The organism is Kingella sp. SNUBH-2017 (genome assembly GCF_028680565.1).
Lineage (GTDB): Bacteria > Pseudomonadota > Gammaproteobacteria > Burkholderiales > Neisseriaceae > Kingella_D > Kingella_D pumchi.
On sequence record NZ_JAPHVK010000005.1, the window covers coordinates 131,839 to 153,886 of the forward strand.

The window sequence follows — 22,048 nt, forward strand, 5'->3', positions numbered from 1 at the left end:
GTTCGCACGCGCCGGAAAAACCGTGCGGCGTGAGGGAAACCGTGCCCAAGCGCGGCCTGCAACCGGGGTCGCCTTTCTTTGCCTACTTTCTTTGGCGACGCAAAGAAAGTAGGGCGCCGCGCGGCGATGGAGCGCAAAGGCAGAGCGGGCAGAAACTTCCGAAATTCTGTCAAAGATAAAGGCAGCCTGAAAACCGAATAATGGTTTTCAGGCTGCCTTTTTGTTGTGGAGCATTGATCTTAGGACATCTTTCAGGCTGCCTGTTTATTTGCCTTCGTTTTCGCTCAAATACACCGGTTTGTCCTGCGCATCGCGCGGTAGGATCAGGTTCAGCGCCACGGCGGTGATGCCGCCGGCGGCGATGGCGTTGCGGAACACTTCGGGCAGGGTTTTGAACACTTCTGGCTCGAAGGCGACGCCCAGGCCGATGCCGACGGCAGTGGCGGCGATAACGGCTTCGCGGCGGTTGATGCCGTGGGTCATAATGATGCGCACACCGGCGATGGCGATCAGGCCGAACATCAGCACCATCGCGCCGCCGAGTACCGGCGAGGGGATGGTGGTGAACAGGCGGCCAACGGCGGGAAAGAGTCCGGCCAGCACCAAGATGGCGGCGATGTAGCGGCCGATGTGGCGCGAGGCGACGCCGGTCATCTGAATAACGCCGTTGTTTTGCGCGAAGGTGGTCAGCGGCAGCGAACCGAGCGCGGTGGCGATGACCGATACCAGCCCGTCGGCAAACACGCCGCCGCGCAGGCGGCTTTGGAAGGCATCGCCTTCGTAGGGCTGGCCGGACACCATTGCGGTGGCGGTCAGGTCGCCCACCGCTTCAAACACGCTCAAAAGGTAAATCACCGCCGCTACCCAAAACGCGCTCCAATCGAAGGCGAAACCGTATTTGAACGGTACCGGCACGGTAAAGAGCGGGGTGTTTTGCAGCGGCGAAAAATCAACCATGCCCATCGCCAGCGCCGCCAGATAGCCGGCAACCAGGCCGACGGCGATGCCGCTCATGCGCAAAAACGGGTTGCGCATGCAGTTAAACAGCAGCACCACCACCAGCACGAACGCGGCTAGGCCGATGTTTTGCAGCGAGCCGAAAGCGTCGCTGCCTTTGGTGTGGAAGCCGCCGCCAAAATCGGTGATGCCCACGTCGATCAGGCTCAGGCCGATCAGCAGCACCACCACGCCGCTGACCGTGGGCGTGATCACCCGCTTCAGATAGGGCAGCAGCCAGGCCGCGCCGCACACCAGAAAGGCGCCGGCAAAAGACACGCCCAAGAGCGTCGAGACCATCGCGTTTTCGTCTACGCCGCCCGCTTTCATGCCCAAGCCCAGCGAAATCATCACGCCGACAAAGGAAAAGTTTACCGACTGGATCGACAGCAGCCCCGAGCCCAGCGGCCCGAAACGGCTGACCTGCAAAAAGGTGCCGATGCCGGAGGCAACCATCGCCATCGACACCAGATAGGCGGTCATTTCCGCCGGCAGATTGAGTGCCTTGCCGACAATCAGCGCCGGCGTAACCATCGGCACGAAAATCGCTAAAAGGTGGGTAACGGCGGAAAGCAGCGATTTGGCAAAGGGCGGTTTGTCTTCCAAGCGGTAAACCAAATCCGCTTCGGCAGCGGCATGAAGATCGGCATCGGCCATGATGTTTTCCTGTTCGTGTGTGCTAAAGGGGCGCGATTGTAACGCTGTTTGCGGCTGCGGATAAAGGCAGCCTGAAAAGCGGGGCAGGGGGTTTCAGGCTGCTTTTGGGAAACAGGGGCTGCCGCAGGTTTTCAGGCTGCTGAAACTTTCGCGGCAAGCACTTATCGCTTTCAGGCTGCCTGAAAAGCGGATAAAACCACGCCCCAAGCGGTTTGGGCTTGGGGCGCGGTTTTATTGCGCGGCGTCTGCGTCCGGCCGGCTGCTGCCGGTTTCTTTGTCGAGGCTGAGGCCGCCTTCCGCTGCTTGGGCGTTTTCAGGCTGCCCTGCTTCGGCGGGGGCGCTTTGGTTTTCGCGCAGGTTGTGGCTGTAGTCCTTGGGCGGGCTGGGCTGTTTGCCTTCCATGATTTCGATTACCTGGTCGCGGTCGATGGTTTCCCATTCCATCAGCGCGCGGGTCATGGTTTCCATTTTGTCGCGGTTCTCGTCGAGGATTTTGTAGGCGATGGCGTATTGCTCGTCGAGAATGCGGCGCACTTCGGCATCGACTTCCTGCTGGGTTTTCTCGGAGATGTTTTGCGAGCGGGTGATGCTGCGGCCGAGAAAGACTTCGCTTTCGTTTTCGGCATAGACCATCACGCCCATTTTTTCGCTCATGCCGTAGCGGGTAACCATTTCGCGGGCCATGTGGGTGGCGCGCTCGAAGTCGTTGGACGCGCCGGTGGAAATGCGGCCGACAAACAGATCTTCGGCGATGCGCCCGCCAAACAGAATCGAAATCTGGTTGAGCATCTGGTCTTTATACATGCTGATACGGTCGCGCTCGGGCAGCTGCCAGGTCAGACCCAGTGCACGGCCGCGCGGCATAATGGTGACTTTATGCACGGGATCGGTGCCTTCCAGGCTTTCGGCAACGATGGCATGGCCGGATTCGTGGTAGGCGGTGGCGCGTTTTTCGTCTTCGTGCATCACCATGCTGCGGCGCTCGGGACCCATGTAGATTTTGTCTTTGGCGTCTTCAAAGTCGCTCTGGTCGACTTTGATTTTGTTGCGGCGGCCGGCAAACAGGGCGGCTTCGTTGACCAGGTTGGCCAGGTCGGCGCCGGAAAAGCCGGGTGTGCCGCGTGCCAGCGCCACCAAATCGACGGACGCATCCAGCGGCACTTTTTTCGCGTGTACGTTCAAAATCTGCTCGCGGCCGCGGATATCGGGCAGCGGCACGATGACCTGGCGGTCGAAACGGCCGGGGCGCTGCAGGGCGGGGTCGAGCACGTCGGGGCGGTTGGTAGCGGCGACGACGATTACGGTTTCGTCGCTGTTAAAGCCGTCCATTTCCACCAGAAGCTGGTTGAGGGTTTGTTCGCGCTCGTCGTTGCCGCCGCCGAGTCCGGCGCCGCGCTGGCGGCCGACGGCGTCGATTTCGTCGATAAAGATGATGCAGGGCGCGTTTTTCTTGGCCTGCTCGAACATATCGCGCACTCGGCTGGCGCCGACGCCGACGAACATTTCAACGAAATCCGAGCCGGAAATGCTGAAAAACGGTACGCCCGCTTCGCCGGCAATCGCTTTGGCCAGCAGGGTTTTACCGGTGCCGGGGCTGCCGGCGAGCAAGATGCCGTGCGGCACGCGGCCGCCGAGGCTCTGGTAGCGGTTGGGCGCTTTGAGGTAATCGACGATTTCCTGCACTTCTTCTTTGGCTTCGTCGCAGCCGGCCACATCGGCAAAGGTTACGACGTTGGCGTCTTTATCCAGCAGGCGGGCGCGGCTTTTGCCGAAGGAAAAGGCACCGCCTTTGCCGCCGCCGCTTTGGGCGCGCATAAAGTAGAAAAACACGCCCACCAGCAGCAACAGCGGCAGCCAGCTCACCAGCAGGCTGCTGAGAAAGCCGGGTTTTTCTTCGTGGATGACTTTGAAACGGACTTTGTTGTCGGTCAGTGTCTGCACCAGTTTGTCATCCAGCGGCGCGTTGGTAACAAAGGACGATTTTTCGCTGTCTTTGCGCTGGCCTTTGATCACATAGCCGGCGGGCGAGCCTTCCAGGCTCACATTGTCGATGCCGCCGCTTTTTACCTGCTGGATAAATTGCGAATACTCGATTTGCTGGGTACCGCCGCTGCCGTTTTTCATCATGTTTTGCAGGCCGAAAAATACGGCCAGCAGCAAAATGCCCCACAGCAAGAGGTTTTTTAGGTCGATCCGCACAGAAACAAACTCCTGTTAAAAAGATTCAAATAAAGGGGACGGATTGTAAAACAGGGCAAAACCCTTGTCAGCGTTTATTTCTGCCCAAAAGGTAAATCTCGTTCGAGCGGTTGCGCGAGGCTTCGGGCTTGCGCGTGGCCACGGCGGCAAATACCGACTTCATGGCAGCCTGAAACTCCTGAAAACCGCTTCCCTGAAACACTTTGACCAAAAACGTGCCGCCGGGTTTCAGATGTTCGGCGGCAAAGTCCAATGCCAGTTCGCACAGATAGATGCTGCGCGTTTGGTCGATCACGGCATTGCCCGCCATATTGGGCGCCATATCGCAAATTACAAGGTCGAGCGGCCGGCCGGCCAAAAGCTGCTCAAACTCAGTCAGCACGGTGCTTTCGCGAAAATCACCCTGGATAAAATCGACGCCGGCTATCGGCTCCATAGGCAGAATGTCGAGGGCAAACACCTTGCCGGTATTGCCTGCCAGTTTGGCCGCCACCTGCGACCAGCTTCCCGGCGCGCTGCCCAAGTCGGCCAGCACCGTGCCGGGCTTGATGATTTTGTCTTTTTCGTTGATTTCCAAAAGTTTGTAGGCCGCGCGGGCGCGGTAGCCGTCTTTTTTCGCCAAGTGGACGTAATGGTCGTTCACATGCTCGTGCAGCCAGGCTTTGGAGGATTTGGAACGTTGTGCCATAGGAGTGTGCTTCAAATCATGCTTTCAGGCTGCCTGAACGGCTTTCAGGCAGCCTGAAAAACATTGCGGGAAAGAGCGGGGCGGGTTTACTGGTCGACAAAGGCGCGCTCGATCAGAAAATCGCCGCGTACGCCGACTTTGGGCGATTCGACCAGGCCGAAGTCGTTAAGCACCTGGCGGGTGTCTTTGAGCATGGCCGGGCTGCCGCACAGCATGGCGCGGTCGTCCTGCGGGTTGATTTTCGGCAGGCCGATGTCTTCAAAGAGTTTGCCCGAGCGCATCAGGTCGGTCAGGCGGCCGGTGTGCTTAAATTCTTCGCGCGAGACGATGGGGTAGTAGATGAGTTTGTCGCGCACCATTTCGCCGAGGTATTCGTCGTTGGGCAATTCTTGGGTGAAGCGCTCGTAGTAGGCCAAATCTTTTTGGTAGCGCACGCCGTGCACCAGGATGACTTTTTCAAACATCTCGTAGATGTCGGGGTCTTTGGTTACCGCCAAGAAGGGGGCGATGCCGGTACCGGTGGATAAGAGATACAGGTGTTTGCCGGGGTTCAAATCGCCGGCGACCAGAGTGCCGGTGGGCTTTTTGCTGATGAGTACGTCGTCGCCGACTTTCAGGTGCTGCAGACGGCTGGTGAGCGGGCCGTCGGGCACTTTGATGCTGAAAAATTCGAGGTGTTCTTCGTAGTTGGCGCTGGCAACGCTGTATGCGCGCATCAGCGGTTTGCCGTCCACCATCAGGCCGACCATGACGAACTGGCCGTTTTCAAAGCGCAGCGATTCGTCGCGGGTGCAGGTGAAGGTGAAGTAGGCGTCGGTCCAGTGGTGGACGGAGAGGACTTTCTGGGTATTGAATGCGGCCATGGCGGTCTTTCTGAAGGTTGATTGGGGTAGGGGAGGCGGCTTTACAGGCAGCCTGAAAACGCTTTTCAGGCTGCCTTTGTGCGGCGCTTATGGGTTTTCAGGCTGCGGTTGGTGTTCGTTTTTTTGGTCTTTAAACTGCATTTTGCTCAGGTGGGCGTAGCGGCCGCCCTGTGCCAGCAGCTCGGCATGGGTGCCTTCTTCGTCGATGCGGCCTTCGTGCATCACGATGATGCGGTCGGCGTTTTCGATGGTTGATAGGCGGTGGGCGACGACGATGGTAGTGCGGTCGGCCATCAGGCGGTCCAAAGCAGCCTGAACCAGGCGCTCGGATTCGTTGTCGAGTGCGCTGGTGGCTTCGTCCAGAATCAGGATCGGCGCGTTTTTCAGCAGGGCGCGGGCAATGGCAAGGCGCTGGCGCTGGCCGCCGGAAAGTTTGATGCCGTGTTCGCCGATCTGGGTGTCGAGCCCCTGCGGCATGTTTTCGATAAATTCCCAGGCATTGGCGGCGCGGGCAGCCTGAATAATGTCTTCGCGCGAAGCGTTGTGGCAGGCGCCGTAGGCGATGTTTTCTGCCACCGTGCCGTTAAACAAAACCACATCCTGGCTGACCAGCGCCATGCGCTCGCGCAGCGACTGCAGGCTCAGATTGCGGATGTTTTCGCCGCCGATGCGCACTTCGCCGCCGCTAGGATCGAAAAAGCGCGGCAGCATATTGACCAGCGTGGTCTTGCCGCAGCCTGAAGCGCCGACCAGCGCATATACTTTGCCGGCGGGAATGTGCAGGTTGACGCCGTTGAGGCTGTTGCGCTCGGCACCGTCGTAGCGGTGGGTCAGGCCGACAAACTCAATATCGCCCGGCTCGGCAGGCAGGGTTTTTACGCCTTTGTCTTCTTCTTCGGGTTCGTCGAGGAAATCGAAAACGCTCTGCGCCGCCGCCAAGCCGTGCTGCATCGACTGTACCACGCCGGTCAGGCGTTTGATGGGGTCGAACATCATAATCATGGCGGTGAGAAAAGACATAAAGTCGCCGGCGCTGAAATTGTTGCTGCGCGCCTGATAGGCGGCGAAATAGAGAATCACCGCCAGCGCGGTGGCCACCAGCAGCTGGGTGACGGCGGAGCTAACCGAAGACGCGGCGGTTTGCTTGACACCGTTGCGGCGCACGGCGCTGGCGGCATTGGCAAAGCGGCTCTCTTCATAGTGCTGGCCGCCGTAGATTTTGATGACGCGGGTGCCGATAACGCTTTCGTTGAGAATCTGGGTAATCACGCCCATCAGACGCTGGCTCTCGTGTGAGAGCTTGCGCAGCCGTTTGCTCACCAGGCGCACGCACAGCGCCACCACCGGCAGCACGGCAAAGGTAATCAGCGTCAGTTTCCAGTCCAGATACATCAGATAGCCCAGTAGGCCGACAACGCTGACGCCGTCTTTGGCAACCACGGTAATGGCGTTGAAACCGGCTTCGGAAATCTGGTTGGCATCGCTCAGCACGCGCGAAACCAGTCGGCCGCTGTTATTGGCGCCGAAATAGCTGTTGGGCAGCCGGAGTATTTTGCCAAACAGTTCGCGGCGCATGGTTTCAACCAGATGGCCGGAAATATAGCTGGTGGTGTATTCGTTGATGAAGTTGAAAATGCCGCGCAGCAGAAACAGGCCGACGATGGCGGCGGGCAGCCAGGTCATCATCGCCATGTTTTTGGCGACGAAGCCTTCGTTGATCAGCGGTTTGATCAGATAGGCAAACAGCGGCGAAGTAACCGCCACCACAATCATCGACAGCACGGACAGCGAAAAAATACCCAGGTATTTTTTCAGATAAACGGACAAACGCCGGTAGAGTGTCCAGGCGGAAACGGACTGCATAGGGCAAAGACTGGGGAAACGGAGAAGGGGCGCGATTGTAAGCGAAAAGGGCAGGCTTCACAAACGCCGGCGGCGGGGCGGCTTTCGTTCGGGGCTTTCAGGCAGCCTGAAAAGGATTCAGGCCGTATCGCCGGCATCAGTATCGGTAAAAAGCTGCTGCTCGTAATCGAAAAGGTCGGGTTCGCTGCGGCGCAGGCGGCTGTCGATGCTGATGTCTTCTTTAACACGGCAGCAGCAGGGCAGGATTTCGCCGGGCTGCACAAAGGCCATCGGCATGCTGTCGTAGCTAACGCTGCCGGAGAGCAGCTTAACGCGGCAGGAGCCGCAATAGCCGCTGCGGCACTGGTATTCGGCTTCGTGGCCGGTGCGCTCCAGCGCGTCGAGCAGGGTTTCGCCTTCCTGCAGCTCGAAACTGGTGTCGGCGGTGGTGATGCGGGGCATGATGTGCAAAGCAGCCTGAAACGGCTGCGGACGGTGTGTGTTTTGGGTTGCGGATTTTTCAGGCTGCTTTCGGTTTTCGGGCTGCTTTTGCGTTTTCAGGCTGCTTTTGCGGCAGCCTGAAAGTCTGTTTACAGCTCGAAACCGCCCAAATCGTCGGCATTGACTTCGGCGTCGATCTGGCCGATCAGGTAGGACGAAATCTCCACTTCCTGCGGCGCCACCTGCACGTTGTCGGAAGAGAGCCAGGCGTTGATCCACGGAATCGGGTTTTGGGTGGATGCGGGGAAGGCCGCCGGCAGGCCGACGGCGAGCATGCGGTGGTTGGTGATGTATTCGACGTACTGGCACAGTATGTCTTTGTTCAGGCCGATCATCGAGCCGTCTTTAAACAGATATTCCGCCCATTCTTTTTCCTGCTCGGCGGCTTTTTTGAACAGCTCGAAGCATTCGTCCTGCAATTCGACGGCAATCTGCGCCATATCGGGATCGTCGGCGCCGCTGCGCATCAGGTTGAGCATGTGCTGGGTGCTGGTCAGGTGCAGCGCTTCGTCGCGGGCGATGAGCTTGATGATTTTGGCGTTGCCTTCCATCAGCTCGCGCTCGGCAAAGGCAAAGGAGCAGGCGAAGGACACATAAAAGCGGATGGCTTCGAGCACATTGACGCACATCAGGCACAGATAGAGTTTTTTCTTCAACTCATACAGCGACACCGATACGGTTTTGCCGTTGATCTGGTGCTCGCCCGCGCCCAGCAGGTTGTAATACTGGGTGTATTCGATCAGATCGTCGTAATAGCAGGCGATGTCTTCGGCGCGGGCGATGATGTATTCGTTTTGCACGATGTCGTCGAACACCACGGAAGGGTCGTTGACGATATTGCGGATAATGTGGGTGTAGCTGCGCGAGTGGATGGTTTCGAAAAACGCCCAGGTTTCAATCCAGGTTTCCAATTCGGGTAGCGACACCAGCGGCAGAAAGCCGACGTTGGGGCTGCGCCCCTGGATGGAATCGAGCAGGGTTTGGTATTTCAGATTGCTGATAAAGATGTGTTTTTCGTGGTTGGGCAGGTTGGCGTAGTCGATGCGGTCGCGCGAAACGTCGATTTCTTCGGGACGCCAGAAAAAGGAAATCTGCTTTTCAATCAGCTTTTCAAAGATTTCGTAGCGCTGCTGGTCGTAGCGCGCCACATTGACCGGCTGGCCGAAAAACATCGGCTCTTTGAGCGCGTCGTTGGGTTCTTTGCTGAAAGTGCTGTATTGCATCACGAGATGTTCGCAGGACATGGCGGATTTCCTTGGTTGGGCCGCCAATGTGCGGCGGTAAATCGTTTTCGGATAATGGTTTGTGTTTTGCTCCGCGTGCGGCGCTGCCGGCGGGCGGGGGGCGATTCTAGCCCAAACTGCCTTCAATCTCCAGCGCTAATAGCCTTATATACTGGATGGAATATGTCGAACAGAAAAACCGCTGGCCGCCGCCATTTTCAGGCAGCCTGAAAGCCGGTTTTTCGCGTACAATGCCCGCTTTCCAGCAAACATCCCGTCCAAAATCCAAAATGACTTCCGACACGCTTAGCAAACAGCAAATTATCGAAATGCGCGCCCGCGCCCAGAGCCTGAACCCGGTGGTGATGGTCGGCCAAAAAGGGCTGACCGAAGCGGTGCTGCGCGAAACCGACAGCGCCCTAAACGCCCACGGCCTGATCAAGGTGCGCGTATTCGGCGACGAGCGCGAAGAGCGCACCGCCATCGCCGACACCCTGTGCCGCGAACTCGGCGCCCAGCTGGTGCAGCACATCGGCAAACTCTTGGTGCTCTACCGCGAGCCGCCGGCAGAAGACAACTAAAGCGCAGCCGCTTCCGGCAGCCTGAAAAGCCTTTTTCATCCGTTTCCCATCCGCAAGGCAGCCTGAAAAGCAGCAGACGGCTTTCAGGCTGCCCGTCCCGTTTAATTGGAGATTGCATGAACAGCCCCATCCGCCGCCCCGCGTTTTTCGTTTCCGACCGCACCGGCATCACTTCCGAAAACATGGGCGACGCCCTGCTCGAGCAGTTTAACGGCCTGAAATTCAAGCGCGCCACCTATCCCTTTGTCGATACCCCCGACAAAGCCCGCGCGCTGGTGCAGATTATCAACCGCACCGCCGAAGAGCACGAAGTGCGGCCGCTGGTGTTTTCCAGCATCGTGAATGATGAAATCCGCACCATCGTCAAAACCAGCGCCGGCCTGCACCTGAGCTTTTTCGACGCCTTTCTCGGCCAGTTGGAAGACGAATTGGGCATGCGCGCCCGCCATTCGGTGGTCAGCCGCGCCCAGAACACCGAGCGTTACGACGCACGCATGGAAGCGGTCAATTTCGCCCTCAACCATGACGACGGCGTTTCCGACAAAAACCTGGAAGAAGCCGACGTGATCCTGATGGGCGTCTCACGCAGCGGCAAAACCCCCACCTGCCTGTATCTGGCGCTGCAATACGGCATCCGCGCCGCCAATTATCCGCTGACGCCGGAAGACTTGGACAGCACCGATTTGCCGCGCATGGTGAAAAACCACAAGCACAAGCTCTTCGGCCTGACCATCGAAGCCGAGCGCCTGCACGACATCCGCCAAGAGCGCCGCCCCGATTCGCGCTATGCCGCGCTGGCCACCTGCCGCAGCGAAGTGGCCGACGCGCAGGCGATGTTCCGCCGCCACAACCTGCCCTTTACCAACACCACCCACAAATCGGTGGAAGAGCTGGCGGTGTCGATTATCCAGGCCTGCCATCTGAAGCGCCGGTTCTGACGGCGGTTTGTTCTGAAATGGTTCTGAAAGGATGCCGCCATGCTTTATCTGGTTTCGGAAGCAGAATTTACCGTCGGGCGGGAAACCCAAGTGTTCGCCGAATCGCCCTTGTCGCCGCATTATGCGGCGGTATTTGAAGACGACGGACAAACCGCCTATTTCTACGCGCTGGATACCCGCAACGAACAACCGATTGCCGAAGCCCTGCATATTTACAATGTTGCCGATGTCAGCGACAGCCATCTGCCGTGCCAAGCGCAAATCTGCTGGCACCACAATCAGGAGATTGCCGTGCTGTTTATCAACGGCTATCCGCATGCCGCCCTTGATTTTGCCGGACGTTTCGGCTTGAACCGCAGCGGTTTTCCCGAACCGGCCGCCGGCAGTATCTGGCAGCGCGCCCTGCTGGAAGACGAGCTGGTGCGCCGCTGGTACGAAGAAGCCGCCGACCCGGCATAGACCGCAGGCAGCCTGAAAACACACCGGATGGTTTTCAGGCTGCCTTTTGACTTTCCGACTGTTCCCAACTGTTCAAGCCCTATCCCGCCATGCCCCTGATTCTGCCCGCCCTGTGTTTCGGATTGGCCACCGCGCTGTTTCTGCCGCGGCACGGCGCATGGTGGCTGTGGCTGGGTGCGCTGGCCGCCGCGCTGGCGCTGGCTTTATGGCGCCGGCGGCGCGGCGGCGGCAGTTTTCAGGCTGCCTGCTGCCTGGCGGCGGCGCTTTCAGGCTGCATTTACGCTTTGGCGCGCACCGATTACGCGCTCGCGCAACGCTGGCCTGCGGAGATTTATCCGCAGGCCGTTTTGCTGCGCGTCGAAATCACCGGCCTGCCGCAGCGCGACGAGAGCGGCCGCACCCGCTTCACCGCCCGCGCCATCACCGACGACGGCCGCGCCTACACGCTGCTGTTTCAGGACTATGCCCGCCGCGAATGGCTGCCGGGCGAAGTGTGGCAGCTTCGGGCGCGGGTGCGGGCGCCGCTGGGGGCGCGCAATCCGGTCGGCTTCGACCGCGAAGGCTGGGCGCTGGCCAACGGCATCGATGGTCTGGCATCGGCCGGCTCGCAGCGTTTCAGGCTGCCTGAAACGCGCAGCGGCGCGGCATGGGGTTTCAACCGCATGCGTTTGGCGGCCAGCCGCAACTGGCGTCAGGCAGACGATTATCCGCGCGGCGCGGCGCTGATGGCGGCGCTGGCGGTGGGCGACGGCTCCGGCCTGCCGCCGCAGGTATGGGCAGCGTTCCGCCCGCTGGGCATCAATCATCTAATCAGCATTTCCGGTCTGCACATCAGCATGGTCGGCGTGCTGGCCGGCTGGCTGTTCAAACAGCTGCTGCGGCTGCTGCCGCGCCTGCCCGCGCGGCCGCGTGTGTGGCAGTCGGCGGCGGGGCTGGCGGCCGCGGCGTTTTATACCGGTTTGGCTGGCTTTGAGATTCCGGCACTGCGCAGCCTGATTATGCTCACGGTGTTTACCGCCGCCTGGGCGTGGCGCGGCAGCTTGAGCGGCTGGCAGGTGTGGTGGGCGGCGCTGACGGCGGTGCTGCTCTACCAGCCCGCTTCGGTGCTGGCGCCGGGGTTCTGGCTGTCGTTCGGGCTGGTGGCAGCGCTGATGTGGGTGCTGGCTTTCAGGCTGCCCGAACACGGCCGTTGGGCGGCGCTGAAGCAGGCGGTGGCCGGACAATGGGCGGCAATGCTGCTGGGCGCGCTGGCAACGGTGCGGCTCTTTGGCACGCTGCCGCCCTTCAGCGCGCCGGTCAACGCCCTGGCGATTCCGTTTTTCTCGTGGCTGCTGGTGCCGCTGGCGCTGGCCGCTTCGGCGCTGCCGTTTGACAGCCTGCGCACCGCCGCCGCCTGGCTGGCTGAGCAGACGGTTGCGCTGCTGCTGTGGCTGGGCGGGCGGCTGCCGGAATACGGTTTTGCCGCCGCGCCGCTGCCGCTGTTTGTGCTGGCGCTCGGCGCCGCGCTGCTGTGGCTGCTGCCGCGCGGCCTGCGCCTGCGGCCGGCGGCTTTGGCGCTGCTGGTGATGTTTTTCGCCTACCGTCCGCCGCCTTCAGGCAGCCTGAAAGCCGAAATCGTCGATGTCGGCCAGGGTTTAGCGGTGCTGCTGCAAACGCCGTCGCACACGCTGCTGTTCGACACCGGAACTCCAGCTTCCGGCCAGACGCTGCTGCCGGTGCTGCACGCGCACGGCGTGCGCCGCATCGACACGCTGGTGCTCTCCCACCACGACAACGACCACGACGGCGGTTATCCCGCGCTGGCGCGGCAGTTTGCCGTCGGAGCGCTGTGGGCGGGGCAGCCCGAGTTCTACCCGCAGGCGCGCTACTGCCGCGACGGCGTCCGCTGGCAGGCCGACGGCGTGCTGTTCGAGTTTGTTACCCCGCCGCCGCAAAAAGGCGAAGACAACGACGCCAGCTGCGTGCTGCGCGCGGTGTACGGCACGCAGGCGCTGATGATTACCGGCGACTTGGGCTTTAAGGGCGAAGAGGCGCTGCTGCAGCGCTACGGCAGCGATATCCACAGCCAGATTCTGGTGCTCGGCCACCACGGCAGCCGCCACGCCAGCGGCAGCGCCTTTCTCAACACCGTCGCCCCCGAGCTTGCCGTGGCCAGCAGCGGTTTTGCCAATTCCTTCAAACACCCGCACCCCGAAGTACAGCTGCGCCTGCGCGCCCACCGCATCCGCCTGCTGCGCACCGACACCCAGGGCGCCATCAGTCTGGACATCCGGCCGGACGGCTTTCAGGCTGCCCCGCAACCGCGCGGCGCATGGTGGCAGAGCAAGCCTTTTTCGCCGCCGCCGGCGCCTTGAGTCAAAACTCGGTTTTTCAGGCTGCCCGCAGCCAAAATGCAGCCTGAAAAAAGCCGGCGGCATTTTTGCGACACTTTTCCGGTTTTTATCTTTGCTTTTATGGGTTTAATCAATGTTTTTACTTGCGCAGACAGGGCAAAAAATATATCATCGCGCACTTTTTGCACAAATCCGACCAACACCGTCATCCGAGAGGCACAGCCATGGCTGCTTTAACCGAATTAGTCAATGTTCACGGACACCGCATCTTTGTGAATACCAACCAGATTCTGCGTTTGGAACCGAAAAACGAAAATCCCGACACCACCACCATCGTCATGCTCGGCAGCGAGGGCGATACTTTTTTTGAAGTGATGGGTCTGGTGGACGACATAGCCGCCAAACTCAACCGCGAAATGTCCGGCTTCTAACCGCCGCCGTTGGTAATATACAAAAAGCAGCCTGAAAAGCGTTTGACACGTTTTCAGGCTGCTTTTTATGCGGCGGATTTGGTTTTCGCTGTCTAGAGAAACTCTCCAAAGCAGCCTGAAAGCCGGTTTTTAGGCTTTCAGGCTGCCTTTAGTCGGCAAAGCGTGCCAGCGCGGCGACGGCGGGCAGTTCTTTGCCTTCGAGAAACTCGAGGAAGGCGCCGCCGCCGGTGGAGATGTAGCCGACCTGTTCGCCGATGCCGTATTTGGCGACGGCCGCCAGCGTGTCGCCGCCGCCGGCAATCGAGAAGGCGCTGCTGTCGGCAATGGCTTTGGCCAGCACTTTGGTGCCGTCGGCGAATTGGTCGAATTCAAACACGCCCACCGGGCCGTTCCATACCACGGTGCCGGCTTTTTTTATGATGTCTGCGAGCACGGCGGCCGATTGCGGGCCGATGTCGAGAATCATGTCGTCGTCGGCCACGTCGTCGATGGATTTGGTTTCGGCTGCGGCGTCTGCGGCAAATTCTTTGGCGCAGACCACATCGGTGGGCAGCGGTACCGCGCCGCCTTTGGCCGCCATTTTGGCGATGATTTTTTTCGCTTCGTCAACCAAATCGGGCTCGGCCAGCGATTTGCCGATGTTTTTGCCCTGCGCCAGCAAAAAGGTGTTGGCGATGCCGCCGCCAACGATCAGCTGATCGACTTTGTCGGCCAGGTTTTCCAGCACCGTGAGTTTGGTCGAAACCTTGCTGCCGGCAACAATCGCCACCAGCGGGCGGGCGGGGTCGCGCAGCGCTTTGCCCAGCGCGTCCAATTCGTCGGCCAGCAGGATGCCGGCCAGCGCCAGCGGTGCGGCGGCGGCAACCGCTTCGGTGGACGCCTGGGCGCGGTGGGCGGTGCCGAAGGCGTCGTTGACGAACACGTCGGCCAGCGCGGCATAGGCTTTGCCCAGCGCGGGGTCATTTTTCTTTTCGCCGGGGTTGATGCGCACGTTTTGCAGCATGGCGATTTCGCCGGCGTGGAGTTTGGGCGGGCTGTCGCGCCAGTCTTTGAGCACCGCCACCTGTTTGCCCAGCAGGGCGCCGAGCTGGCGGGCGACGGGAGTAACGTCGTCTTCGGGGTGGAACTCGCCCTCGGTCGGGCGGCCGAGATGGGTCATCACAATTACCGCGGCGCCGCGGTCGAGACAGTAGCGGATGGAGGGCAGCGAGGCGCGGATGCGGGTGTCGTCGCTGATGCGGCCGTCTTTGATCGGCACGTTCAGGTCGGCGCGGATCAGCACGGTTTTGCCGGCAACGTTTTGTTCGCTGAGTTTCAGAAATTTCATGGTTCAATCCTCGTAAGCTGGCGAAAGCCGGCAGCAGCCGGCGGAAAAATTGGTTTCAGGCTGCCTGAAACGGGTGCTGTGCCGTTTAGGCGGCGGGCATTTCAAGGGCAGCCTGAAGTTTTTGCAACCCTTCCCAAGCCTTGCGTTTGAGCTGGGGCTTGTGCAGCATCTGCTGCGGGTGGTCGATGTAAAAATGCGGCACGTCGGGGGCGATGCGCTGCAGGTGGTCGCGCACGTCGTCGCGCTCGAAAAAACGCCCCATCAGCAGCAGCGCGCGGGCGCCGCTTAGGCGGAACTCGGCATCCACGCGGGCGGCGGCGGCGGCCACGTCTTCTGCGGCCGGTTGCGGGCGGAAGTCGGGCAGGCCTTTGAGCCAGCAGCTCAGATAGCTGTCTTCGCGCGACAGGCGGATGGCGGCGAGCATTTTATCGAGCAGTTCGCCTTCGGCACCGCTAAACAGGCGGCGGGCGGCCACATCGGCGGGCGACGGGCAGACGCTCAGCACCATCAGCCGCGCGGCCGGTACGCGGCCGGCAAGGCGTTCGAGATAGTGTTCGACCGTTGGCGTGGCGGCTGGGCTTTCTTGGACGGCGGCGGCCGGTGCCGGCTCGAGCGTGGTGCTGCCGACACGCTGCAGGGCGGCCAGCCGCGGCGAGTTGGGCGCGGTAGTTGTTTGCGGGGCGCGGGTGGCGCGGGGCGCCGGGGTACGGGCAGGCACCGGCGGCGTTTCGGCAAAGCCGGCACCGTCTGCATGCTGGGCGGCAGCGGCGGGACGGGTTGGGGCGGCAGCCTGAACCTTGTGCGCGGCGGTTTTCAGGCTGCTTGGGTGCTGCGGCGCATCGGTGTTGCCGCCGGCATCGGCTTCCGGCTTTTCAGGCTGCCTGATGCGGGCGGACGCCGGCAGCCACATCGGCCCCAGTCCCAAGGCTTCGTGCAGATGGACATAGCGGGCGTCTAACATAGCTTCTCCATCACCAGCGCGTCTTCGTCGCCGTAATAAGCGCGCCGCCGAGCCAAATCGGCAAAACCGTGGCGGCGGTACAGCGCCTGCGCCGCCAGATTGCCGGCGCGCACTTCGAGAAACACCCGCCGCAGTCCGGCAGCCTGAAACATCTGCGCCAGCAGCGCCGTGGCGATGCCCTGCCGCCGCTGCGCCGGCGCGGTGGCAATCAGATGCAGTTCGGCTTCGTCAAACAGCTGCTGCCAAACGATAAAGCCGGCGCAGCCGGCGGGCGTTTCCGCCAGCCACACCTGGGTGTGCGCTTCATCCAAAGCAGCCTGAAACTGGCCGGCAGACCACGGTTTCGGGTTGCACAGGCAGTCCAAAGCCGCCAGGGCGGCGGCATCGTCGGCAAGTGCGGGGCGCAGGGAAAACATGGCGGCAGGGGCGGGTTGAAAAGGCGGCATTATAGCCCAAATCAGGGGCAGGCGGCAGCGGCCGGGGCAGCCTGAAAACCCTGTAACGGCGGGCGGCGGCGCGCCTGTGCTGCGATTGAGTTTTTTTCAGGCTGCCTTTATACTCGCCCGCTTTGCGCCGCGGCCTTTCGTGCGGCGGTTCGTAAAACAAAATTCCGATATGGGACAAAATGATAATGGACAAAAAAGACCGTAACTGCTCGTTTTGCGGCAAGCCCGAACACGAAGTCAAACACCTGATTGAAGGCGAAAAAGGCTTTATCTGCGACGAATGCGTGCTCGACTGCAGCCATCTGATTCTCAGCGAGCAGACCGAGTCTGCCGTGCCGGCCACCGCTGCCGGCGGCGCCCTGCCGACGCCCGCCGAGCTGACGGCGCAGCTGGACGAATACGTAATCGGCCAGCAGGGCGCGAAAAAATCGCTGGCGGTGGCGGTGTACAACCATTACAAACGCCTGCGCCAACCCAAGTCCGCCGGCAATGTCGAACTCTCCAAATCCAATATTCTGCTGATCGGCCCCACCGGCTCGGGCAAAACCCTGCTGGCGCAAAGTCTGGCGCGGCGGCTGAACGTACCCTTTGTGATGGCGGACGCCACCACGCTTACCGAAGCGGGCTATGTCGGCGAGGATGTCGAGCAAATCATCACCAAGCTCTTGGGCAAATGCGATTTTGACGTGGAAAAAGCGCAGCAGGGCATTGTTTATATCGACGAAATCGACAAAATCTCGCGCAAGAGCGACAACCCGTCGATTACCCGCGACGTATCGGGCGAGGGCGTGCAGCAGGCGCTGCTGAAGCTGATCGAAGGCACCGTGGCCAGCGTGCCGCCGCAAGGCGGGCGCCGCAATCCGAACCAGCAGTTTATCGATGTTGATACCACCAATATCCTGTTTATCTGCGGCGGCGCCTTTGCCGGTTTGGAAAAAGTCATCCGCCAGCGCACCGAAAAAGGAGGCATCGGCTTCGGCGCCACCGTCCACAGTAAGGATGAAAACGCCGATATCGGCGCACTGTTTGAAACCGTCGAACCTGAAGATTTGATCAAATTCGGCCTGATTCCCGAGCTGATCGGCCGCCTGCCGGTAATCGCCACGCTCGAAGCACTGGACGAAGCGGCGCTGGTCAATATCCTGACCGAGCCGAAAAACGCACTGGTCAAACAATACCAAAGCCTGTTTGCGATGGAGGGCGCCGAATTGGAAATCGACGCCGAAGCGCTGTCGGCCATCGCGCGGCAGGCAATGGAGCGCAAAACCGGCGCCCGCGGCCTGAGATCGATTATGGAACGCGCCTTGCTTGACACCATGTACCACCTGCCGGACTGGAAGGATGTGAACAAGGTTGTGGTGGGTAAAGGCGTTATCGAAGAAGGCAAAATGCCCAAACTGCTGCGCGCCGACGGCAGCGAGATCAATCCGCCGGCACAGGCAGCCTGAAAGCCAAAAGCAGCCTGAAAAAACCGCCGCAGCCCTTATCTTTCCCTACCATCCGCCAGAGGAGTAATCCATGAACAGCCAAGCCGCACTGCAAACCGCACTCGCGCACCGTTCCATCCGCAAATTCAAAACCGACCCGATTCCCGCCGCCGTGCTGGAGCAGATTATTACCGCCGGCCAGATGGCGTCCACCTCCAGCTATATGCAGGCGGTGAGCGTGATCCGTGTTACCGATCCGGCCAAGCGCGCCGCCATCCGCGAAATCTGCGCCAACGCCTACAAAGGCAAGATGGGGCACCATTATGTGGAAAACTGCGCCGAGTTTCTGGTGTTCTGCGCCGACGCTTCGCGTCATCTGCGCCTGGCGCCCGATGCCCAGATCGATTGGATCGAAGTGATGATGATTGGCGCCGTCGATACCGGCATTTTCGCGCAAAACGTGCTGCTGACCGCCGAATCGCTCGGCTTGGGCGGCGTGTTTATCGGCAGCCTGCGCAACGATTTGCCGACGCTGGCGCGCATTCTCGAAGTGCCGCACGGCGTGGTGCCGCTGGTGGGCATGTGCCTGGGTTATCCCGACCACGATCCCGGCCAGCGTCCGCGTTTGCCGCTGCAGGTGGTAATGAGCGAAAACCGCTACCGTGAGGCTGAAGATGCCGAGCTGGCGGCTTACGACGAAGTCGTGAAAAAATACTATAAAGACCGCAGCAATCTCGATTTGAGCTGGCAAGACCAAATCCGCGCCAATCTGTGCACCGAAGTGCGCCCCGGTCTGCTGCCGTTTCTTCAGCAGCAGGGTTTTGCCAAAAAATAAATCCGCTGCCCGCCGCCGCTGCCCATGCCGTCAGGCGGGCAGAGCGTTTGCACAGCCGTTTGGGCGTTTTAGCTTCGCAAAGGCAGCCTGAAAAATATGAAAACCGGCTTTCAGGCAGCCTGAAAATATGTTTTCCCGCCCGCCGCTGTTTGTGTCGCGGGCAAAAAACAAACCGATGCCGGTGTCGCAGCCGCACCAAAAAACCGATGGAAACCCGTATGGCCGATTTGCCGCCACCCAGCGTTTTTCTTCCCGACGAAGCCGCCACCCTTGCTTTGGGCGGCGCTTGGGCGCAGCTGCTGCGCGCGCCCTGCGTGGTGTATCTGCAGGGCGATCTGGGCGCGGGCAAAACCACGTTTACCCGCGGCCTGCTGCACGGTTTCGGCCACCGCGGCACAGTCAAAAGCCCGACTTACGCGCTGGTGGAAAGCTACCGCCTGCCACAGGAAAGGGTGTTGCACCATTTTGATTTGTACCGCTTTGCCGATCCGTCGGAATGGGAAGACGCGGGCTTGGACGATTTGTTTGCGGACAACAGCATTTGTCTGATCGAATGGCCCTTGCAGGGCGGAGAGTTTGTGCCCGCGGCCGATTACGTTTTTGATTTGCGCACCGAAGAAGGCGGCCGCCGCTGCTCGGTGTCGGCTTTGAGTGCGGCGGCAGAAGAAGGAGTGGAGTTATGGCGGGCATCAGTCGCCGCAGATTATTGATGTGGTCGGCCGGCGGTTTGCTGCTGGGTTTCAGCGGCAATCTGTTTGCTGCTACCGATATCCTGTCCGCCAAGCTTACCAGCGGCAAAGGCCGCAGCCGTCTGGCCATCGAAACCGCCGGCCGCGTGCGCTACCGCTACTTTATGCTCGATACGCCAAACAGGCTGGTGGTCGATATTGAAGACGTTGTACCGAATAAGGTTTTGTCTGCGCTTGCCGGCCAGGTTCGCGCCAACGATCCGCTGATTGCCGGCATCCGCATCGGCAAAAAAGACGAACGCACCGTGCGGCTGGTGGCCGATTTGCGCGGCAAGGCGCAGGTTGCCGTCAGCAACAGCCCGCTGGCCGACGGCCAAAAGCACCTGCTGCAAGTCGAACTGACGACGCCTAATGCCGCCGCGCCTGCCCCTGCCGTTGCTCCCGCCGCGGCTGCGGCGCCGGCTGCGGCAGCCGATGATCCCATCGGCGATCTGGCGCAAAAACACAGCCGCAAAGCCGCGCCCGCCGCCCAGGATAAGGCGAAAGAGCGCGATAGCGTTGCGCCTGCCGCCCCCGCCGAGCCGGCGCCGGCCAAGCCGGTCAGCAAGCGCCGTCCAATCATCATGCTCGATCCCGGCCACGGCGGCAAAGATACCGGCGCCATCGGTCCCAACGGCGTGCGCGAGAAAGACGTGGTGCTGGCGGTGGCCAAAGAAACGCAGAAGCTGCTGGAAGCGCAGGGCTACCGCGTATTCCTTACCCGCAACGACGACCAGTTTATCCAGCTGCGCGATCGGCGCCAGAAAGCGCGGCAGGCCAAAGCCGATCTGTTTGTTTCCATCCATACCAATTCCGCCCTGAGCAAGGCGGCCAGCGGCATTGATGTCTTTATGTGGGGGCAGGCCAACAGCGAAGCCGTGCGCAAGCTGGCGGAAAAGGAAAACGATGCCGATCTGGTTGACGGCCTGCCGCAAAACCGAAATAAAGAAGTCAATGTCGTGCTAACCGATATGCTGCAAAGCCAGACCGCCAACGACAGCCGCCGTCTCGGCAATCTGGTGCTCGGCCAGCTCGGCCGCCGCCACCGCCTGCACCAAGGGCGGGTCGAGCAGGCCAATTTTGTTGTTTTGCGCTCGCTGGATATTCCCTCGATTTTGGTCGAACTGGCCTTTGTGTCCAATCCCACCGAAGAAAAACTGTTGTCCGAAACCGCGTTCCGCCGCAAAATGGCGGCCGGCATCAGCGAAGGCGTATCGATGTATCTGAAAAAAACCAAGCTGGGCTAGGGGCTGTTTACATTGGTATTGTGGCGGCTTTTACGCTGCAAAGTAGCCAATACCGCTTTCTGACAACACCCAATGCAAACCGCCCCAAGCCCGCCGCACAGCCTTTCAGGCAGCCTGAAAGGCTGTTTTTCCGTGCAATCAGGCAGCCTGAAAACCCTTTCCGTTTCCCCATCCCATGCTTACCGACACCCTGCCTGCAGGCAAACTCGACATCATCGGCGACGTCCACGGCCATTTTGACGCCCTGACCGAGCTGCTCGATCATCTGGGCTACCGCGACAACGGCAGCCATCCCGCCGGCCGGCGGCTGGTATTTGTCGGCGATTTGGCCGACCGCGGCCCCGATTCGCCCGCGGTTTTCGCATGGGTAATGGCCGCCTGCGCCGCCGGCCGCGCCCATATGGTGCTCGGCAACCACGAAGCCAATTTGCTCACCGGCGAAGCCAAAGACGGCTCCGGCTGGTTTTTCGCCGAACGCAGCGAGCGGGACGGGCGCAACTACGCCCCGTGGCAAACCCTGCCGGCCGGCGAACACGGCCGCATACTCGATTTTCTCGCGCAACAGCCGCTGCTGCTCGAACGCAGCGATTTGCGCATCGTCCATGCCGCCTGGCAGGACAAAGCCGTCGAAACCGTGCGCCGGCGCCGCAGCGAAAACCTCGCCGATCTCTACCAGGAATGGGAAGACGACCTTTGCCGCTGCATCCGCCACGCCCCGTGGTACGACGACTATCTCGACGAGCAGCGCCGCTACGCCCATTTGTTCGACGACCCTGCCGCCAAACTGCCGCTGCTGGCCGCCACTGCCGCCCACGATGTTTACCGCAACGGCGCCAATCCGCTGCGGATGCTGACCTGCGGCCCCGAAGCCTCCGCCGCCGCCCCGTTTTTTGCCGGCGGCCGCTGGCGCTTTTCCGTGCGCGAGCCGTGGTGGAACCGCTATACCGCCAGCGCCGCCCTGGTTATCGGCCACTATTGGCGACCGTGGCAGGGCGAAGCCGCGCCCCGCCGCAGCGAAATGTTTACCGTGCCGCCGCACCACTGGCACGGCGCCGGCGGCAAAGTGTTCTGCTGCGACTTCTCCGTCGGCGCCCGCTGGCGCGAACGCAAGCGCTACATTGCCCCCCAGCACTCCGCCTACCGCCTTGCCGCCCTGCGCTGGCCGGAAAAAATCCTGATCACCGACCGCGGCGAACAGCTGCCAACCGTATAAACCGCCGCCTACCGCGTTTGCAGGCAGCCTGAAAACCCCATCCGCCGCCCGTTGCAGTAAAACAAAGCAGCCTGAAAGCCGGTTTTCCGGTTTTCAGGCTGCTTTGGGCTTTCAGGCTGCTTTGGGCTTTCAGGCAGCCTGAAAGAGGGTAGG

General features: G+C 60.9%; 20 protein-coding genes. 10 read left to right on the top strand and 10 right to left on the bottom strand.

Features of this window, described 5'->3' with window-relative positions; all coding sequences use genetic code 11:
* Window positions 1-264: 264 nt before the first annotated feature.
* The 7 genes from OP500_RS05795 to nrdB form a co-directional block, all read right to left on the bottom strand.
* On the bottom strand, window positions 265-1,653 hold the full coding sequence (locus tag OP500_RS05795) for a nucleobase:cation symporter-2 family protein (protein ID WP_274070462.1): 1,389 nt from the start codon (window positions 1,651-1,653) through the stop codon (window positions 265-267).
* A gap of 231 nt (window positions 1,654-1,884) precedes the next feature.
* Window positions 1,885-3,852, bottom strand: a complete 1,968-nt coding sequence (ftsH, locus tag OP500_RS05800) for an ATP-dependent zinc metalloprotease FtsH (RefSeq protein ID WP_274070463.1) — start codon at window positions 3,850-3,852, stop codon at window positions 1,885-1,887.
* 67 nt (window positions 3,853-3,919) lie between these two features.
* A complete protein-coding gene (locus OP500_RS05805; RefSeq protein ID WP_274070464.1) occupies window positions 3,920-4,540 on the bottom strand; it encodes an RlmE family RNA methyltransferase in 621 nt (206 codons plus the stop codon).
* An 86-nt stretch (window positions 4,541-4,626) separates the two neighbouring features.
* On the bottom strand, window positions 4,627-5,403 hold the full coding sequence (locus OP500_RS05810) for a ferredoxin--NADP reductase (protein WP_274070465.1): 777 nt from the start codon (window positions 5,401-5,403) through the stop codon (window positions 4,627-4,629).
* Window positions 5,404-5,490: 87 nt separating this feature from the next.
* Window positions 5,491-7,266 (bottom strand): lipid A export permease/ATP-binding protein MsbA, encoded by a 1,776-nt coding sequence (msbA, locus tag OP500_RS05815; protein ID WP_274070466.1) that lies wholly within the window; start codon window positions 7,264-7,266, stop codon window positions 5,491-5,493.
* A 117-nt stretch (window positions 7,267-7,383) separates the two neighbouring features.
* Window positions 7,384-7,707, bottom strand: a complete 324-nt coding sequence (gene yfaE, locus OP500_RS05820; protein ID WP_238746604.1) for a class I ribonucleotide reductase maintenance protein YfaE — start codon at window positions 7,705-7,707, stop codon at window positions 7,384-7,386.
* Between the two features lie 128 nt (window positions 7,708-7,835).
* A complete protein-coding gene (gene nrdB, locus OP500_RS05825) occupies window positions 7,836-8,969 on the bottom strand; it encodes a class Ia ribonucleoside-diphosphate reductase subunit beta (RefSeq protein WP_238746631.1) in 1,134 nt (377 codons plus the stop codon).
* Window positions 8,970-9,259: 290 nt separating this feature from the next.
* On the opposite strand from nrdB, the gene yhbY reads away from it, so the two are divergent.
* The 5 genes from yhbY to OP500_RS05850 all read left to right on the top strand — a co-directional run bounded on the left by yhbY (window position 9,260) and on the right by OP500_RS05850 (window position 13,711).
* A complete protein-coding gene (gene yhbY, locus OP500_RS05830; RefSeq protein ID WP_238746605.1) occupies window positions 9,260-9,550 on the top strand; it encodes a ribosome assembly RNA-binding protein YhbY in 291 nt (96 codons plus the stop codon).
* 116 nt (window positions 9,551-9,666) lie between these two features.
* Window positions 9,667-10,488, top strand: coding sequence for a posphoenolpyruvate synthetase regulatory kinase/phosphorylase PpsR (ppsR, locus tag OP500_RS05835; protein WP_238746606.1), 822 nt, complete (start codon window positions 9,667-9,669; stop codon window positions 10,486-10,488).
* Window positions 10,489-10,527: 39 nt separating this feature from the next.
* The gene (locus OP500_RS05840; protein ID WP_238746607.1) at window positions 10,528-10,947 is read left to right on the top strand and encodes a DUF2251 domain-containing protein; all 420 of its coding nucleotides are present in this window, start codon (window positions 10,528-10,530) and stop codon (window positions 10,945-10,947) included.
* A gap of 89 nt (window positions 10,948-11,036) precedes the next feature.
* On the top strand, window positions 11,037-13,301 hold the full coding sequence (locus OP500_RS05845) for a DNA internalization-related competence protein ComEC/Rec2 (protein WP_238746608.1): 2,265 nt from the start codon (window positions 11,037-11,039) through the stop codon (window positions 13,299-13,301).
* Between the two features lie 203 nt (window positions 13,302-13,504).
* A complete protein-coding gene (locus OP500_RS05850) occupies window positions 13,505-13,711 on the top strand; it encodes an ATP-dependent DNA helicase RuvA (RefSeq protein WP_238746609.1) in 207 nt (68 codons plus the stop codon).
* 148 nt (window positions 13,712-13,859) lie between these two features.
* Here OP500_RS05850 and OP500_RS05855 read toward each other — a convergent pair whose 3' ends face one another.
* The 3 genes from OP500_RS05855 to rimI form a co-directional block, all read right to left on the bottom strand.
* Complete coding sequence (locus OP500_RS05855) at window positions 13,860-15,038, bottom strand: phosphoglycerate kinase (protein ID WP_238746610.1); 1,179 nt, start codon at window positions 15,036-15,038, stop codon at window positions 13,860-13,862.
* A gap of 85 nt (window positions 15,039-15,123) precedes the next feature.
* Window positions 15,124-15,999, bottom strand: coding sequence for a uracil-DNA glycosylase family protein (locus tag OP500_RS05860; RefSeq protein ID WP_238746611.1), 876 nt, complete (start codon window positions 15,997-15,999; stop codon window positions 15,124-15,126).
* A complete protein-coding gene (rimI, locus tag OP500_RS05865; RefSeq protein WP_407659225.1) occupies window positions 15,993-16,445 on the bottom strand; it encodes a ribosomal protein S18-alanine N-acetyltransferase in 453 nt (150 codons plus the stop codon). The genes OP500_RS05860 and rimI overlap by 7 nt, the downstream gene beginning before the upstream one ends.
* Window positions 16,446-16,630: 185 nt before the next feature.
* Between rimI and clpX the strand changes: the two genes are divergently transcribed.
* The 5 genes from clpX (at window position 16,631) to OP500_RS05890 (ending at window position 21,895) form a co-directional block, all read left to right on the top strand.
* Window positions 16,631-17,893 carry an ATP-dependent Clp protease ATP-binding subunit ClpX gene (gene clpX, locus OP500_RS05870; protein WP_238746612.1) on the top strand — a complete coding sequence of 421 codons (1,263 nt, stop codon included), beginning with the start codon at window positions 16,631-16,633 and terminating at the stop codon, window positions 17,891-17,893.
* 70 nt (window positions 17,894-17,963) lie between these two features.
* On the top strand, window positions 17,964-18,707 hold the full coding sequence (nfsA, locus tag OP500_RS05875; protein ID WP_274070467.1) for an oxygen-insensitive NADPH nitroreductase: 744 nt from the start codon (window positions 17,964-17,966) through the stop codon (window positions 18,705-18,707).
* Between the two features lie 218 nt (window positions 18,708-18,925).
* Window positions 18,926-19,417 (top strand): tRNA (adenosine(37)-N6)-threonylcarbamoyltransferase complex ATPase subunit type 1 TsaE, encoded by a 492-nt coding sequence (gene tsaE, locus OP500_RS05880; protein ID WP_238746635.1) that lies wholly within the window; start codon window positions 18,926-18,928, stop codon window positions 19,415-19,417.
* Window positions 19,387-20,682 carry an N-acetylmuramoyl-L-alanine amidase gene (locus tag OP500_RS05885; protein ID WP_238746614.1) on the top strand — a complete coding sequence of 432 codons (1,296 nt, stop codon included), beginning with the start codon at window positions 19,387-19,389 and terminating at the stop codon, window positions 20,680-20,682. The genes tsaE and OP500_RS05885 overlap by 31 nt, the downstream gene beginning before the upstream one ends.
* A 175-nt stretch (window positions 20,683-20,857) precedes the next feature.
* A complete protein-coding gene (locus OP500_RS05890; RefSeq protein ID WP_274070468.1) occupies window positions 20,858-21,895 on the top strand; it encodes a metallophosphoesterase in 1,038 nt (345 codons plus the stop codon).
* Window positions 21,896-22,048: the final 153 nt, after the last annotated feature.

What these genes read in the sequence shown, in the direction of transcription:
- OP500_RS05805 (WP_274070464.1), bottom strand. Translation starts at nt 4,540, where the DNA reads ATGGCACAACGTTCCAAATCCTCCAAAGCCTGGCTGCACGAGCATGTG.
- OP500_RS05855 (WP_238746610.1), bottom strand. Translation starts at nt 15,038, where the DNA reads ATGAAATTTCTGAAACTCAGCGAACAAAACGTTGCCGGCAAAACCGTG.
- yhbY (WP_238746605.1), top strand. Translation starts at nt 9,260, where the DNA reads ATGACTTCCGACACGCTTAGCAAACAGCAAATTATCGAAATGCGCGCC.
- msbA (WP_274070466.1), bottom strand. Translation starts at nt 7,266, where the DNA reads ATGCAGTCCGTTTCCGCCTGGACACTCTACCGGCGTTTGTCCGTTTAT.
- clpX (WP_238746612.1), top strand. Translation starts at nt 16,631, where the DNA reads ATGGACAAAAAAGACCGTAACTGCTCGTTTTGCGGCAAGCCCGAACAC.
- OP500_RS05810 (WP_274070465.1), bottom strand. Translation starts at nt 5,403, where the DNA reads ATGGCCGCATTCAATACCCAGAAAGTCCTCTCCGTCCACCACTGGACC.
- nfsA (WP_274070467.1), top strand. Translation starts at nt 17,964, where the DNA reads ATGAACAGCCAAGCCGCACTGCAAACCGCACTCGCGCACCGTTCCATC.
- yfaE (WP_238746604.1), bottom strand. Translation starts at nt 7,707, where the DNA reads ATGCCCCGCATCACCACCGCCGACACCAGTTTCGAGCTGCAGGAAGGC.
- OP500_RS05885 (WP_238746614.1), top strand. Translation starts at nt 19,387, where the DNA reads ATGGCGGGCATCAGTCGCCGCAGATTATTGATGTGGTCGGCCGGCGGT.
- ppsR (WP_238746606.1), top strand. Translation starts at nt 9,667, where the DNA reads ATGAACAGCCCCATCCGCCGCCCCGCGTTTTTCGTTTCCGACCGCACC.
- OP500_RS05845 (WP_238746608.1), top strand. Translation starts at nt 11,037, where the DNA reads ATGCCCCTGATTCTGCCCGCCCTGTGTTTCGGATTGGCCACCGCGCTG.
- nrdB (WP_238746631.1), bottom strand. Translation starts at nt 8,969, where the DNA reads ATGCAATACAGCACTTTCAGCAAAGAACCCAACGACGCGCTCAAAGAG.
- OP500_RS05890 (WP_274070468.1), top strand. Translation starts at nt 20,858, where the DNA reads ATGCTTACCGACACCCTGCCTGCAGGCAAACTCGACATCATCGGCGAC.
- OP500_RS05850 (WP_238746609.1), top strand. Translation starts at nt 13,505, where the DNA reads ATGGCTGCTTTAACCGAATTAGTCAATGTTCACGGACACCGCATCTTT.
- OP500_RS05795 (WP_274070462.1), bottom strand. Translation starts at nt 1,653, where the DNA reads ATGGCCGATGCCGATCTTCATGCCGCTGCCGAAGCGGATTTGGTTTAC.
- OP500_RS05860 (WP_238746611.1), bottom strand. Translation starts at nt 15,999, where the DNA reads ATGTTAGACGCCCGCTATGTCCATCTGCACGAAGCCTTGGGACTGGGG.
- rimI (WP_407659225.1), bottom strand. Translation starts at nt 16,445, where the DNA reads ATGCCGCCTTTTCAACCCGCCCCTGCCGCCATGTTTTCCCTGCGCCCC.
- tsaE (WP_238746635.1), top strand. Translation starts at nt 18,926, where the DNA reads ATGGCCGATTTGCCGCCACCCAGCGTTTTTCTTCCCGACGAAGCCGCC.
- OP500_RS05840 (WP_238746607.1), top strand. Translation starts at nt 10,528, where the DNA reads ATGCTTTATCTGGTTTCGGAAGCAGAATTTACCGTCGGGCGGGAAACC.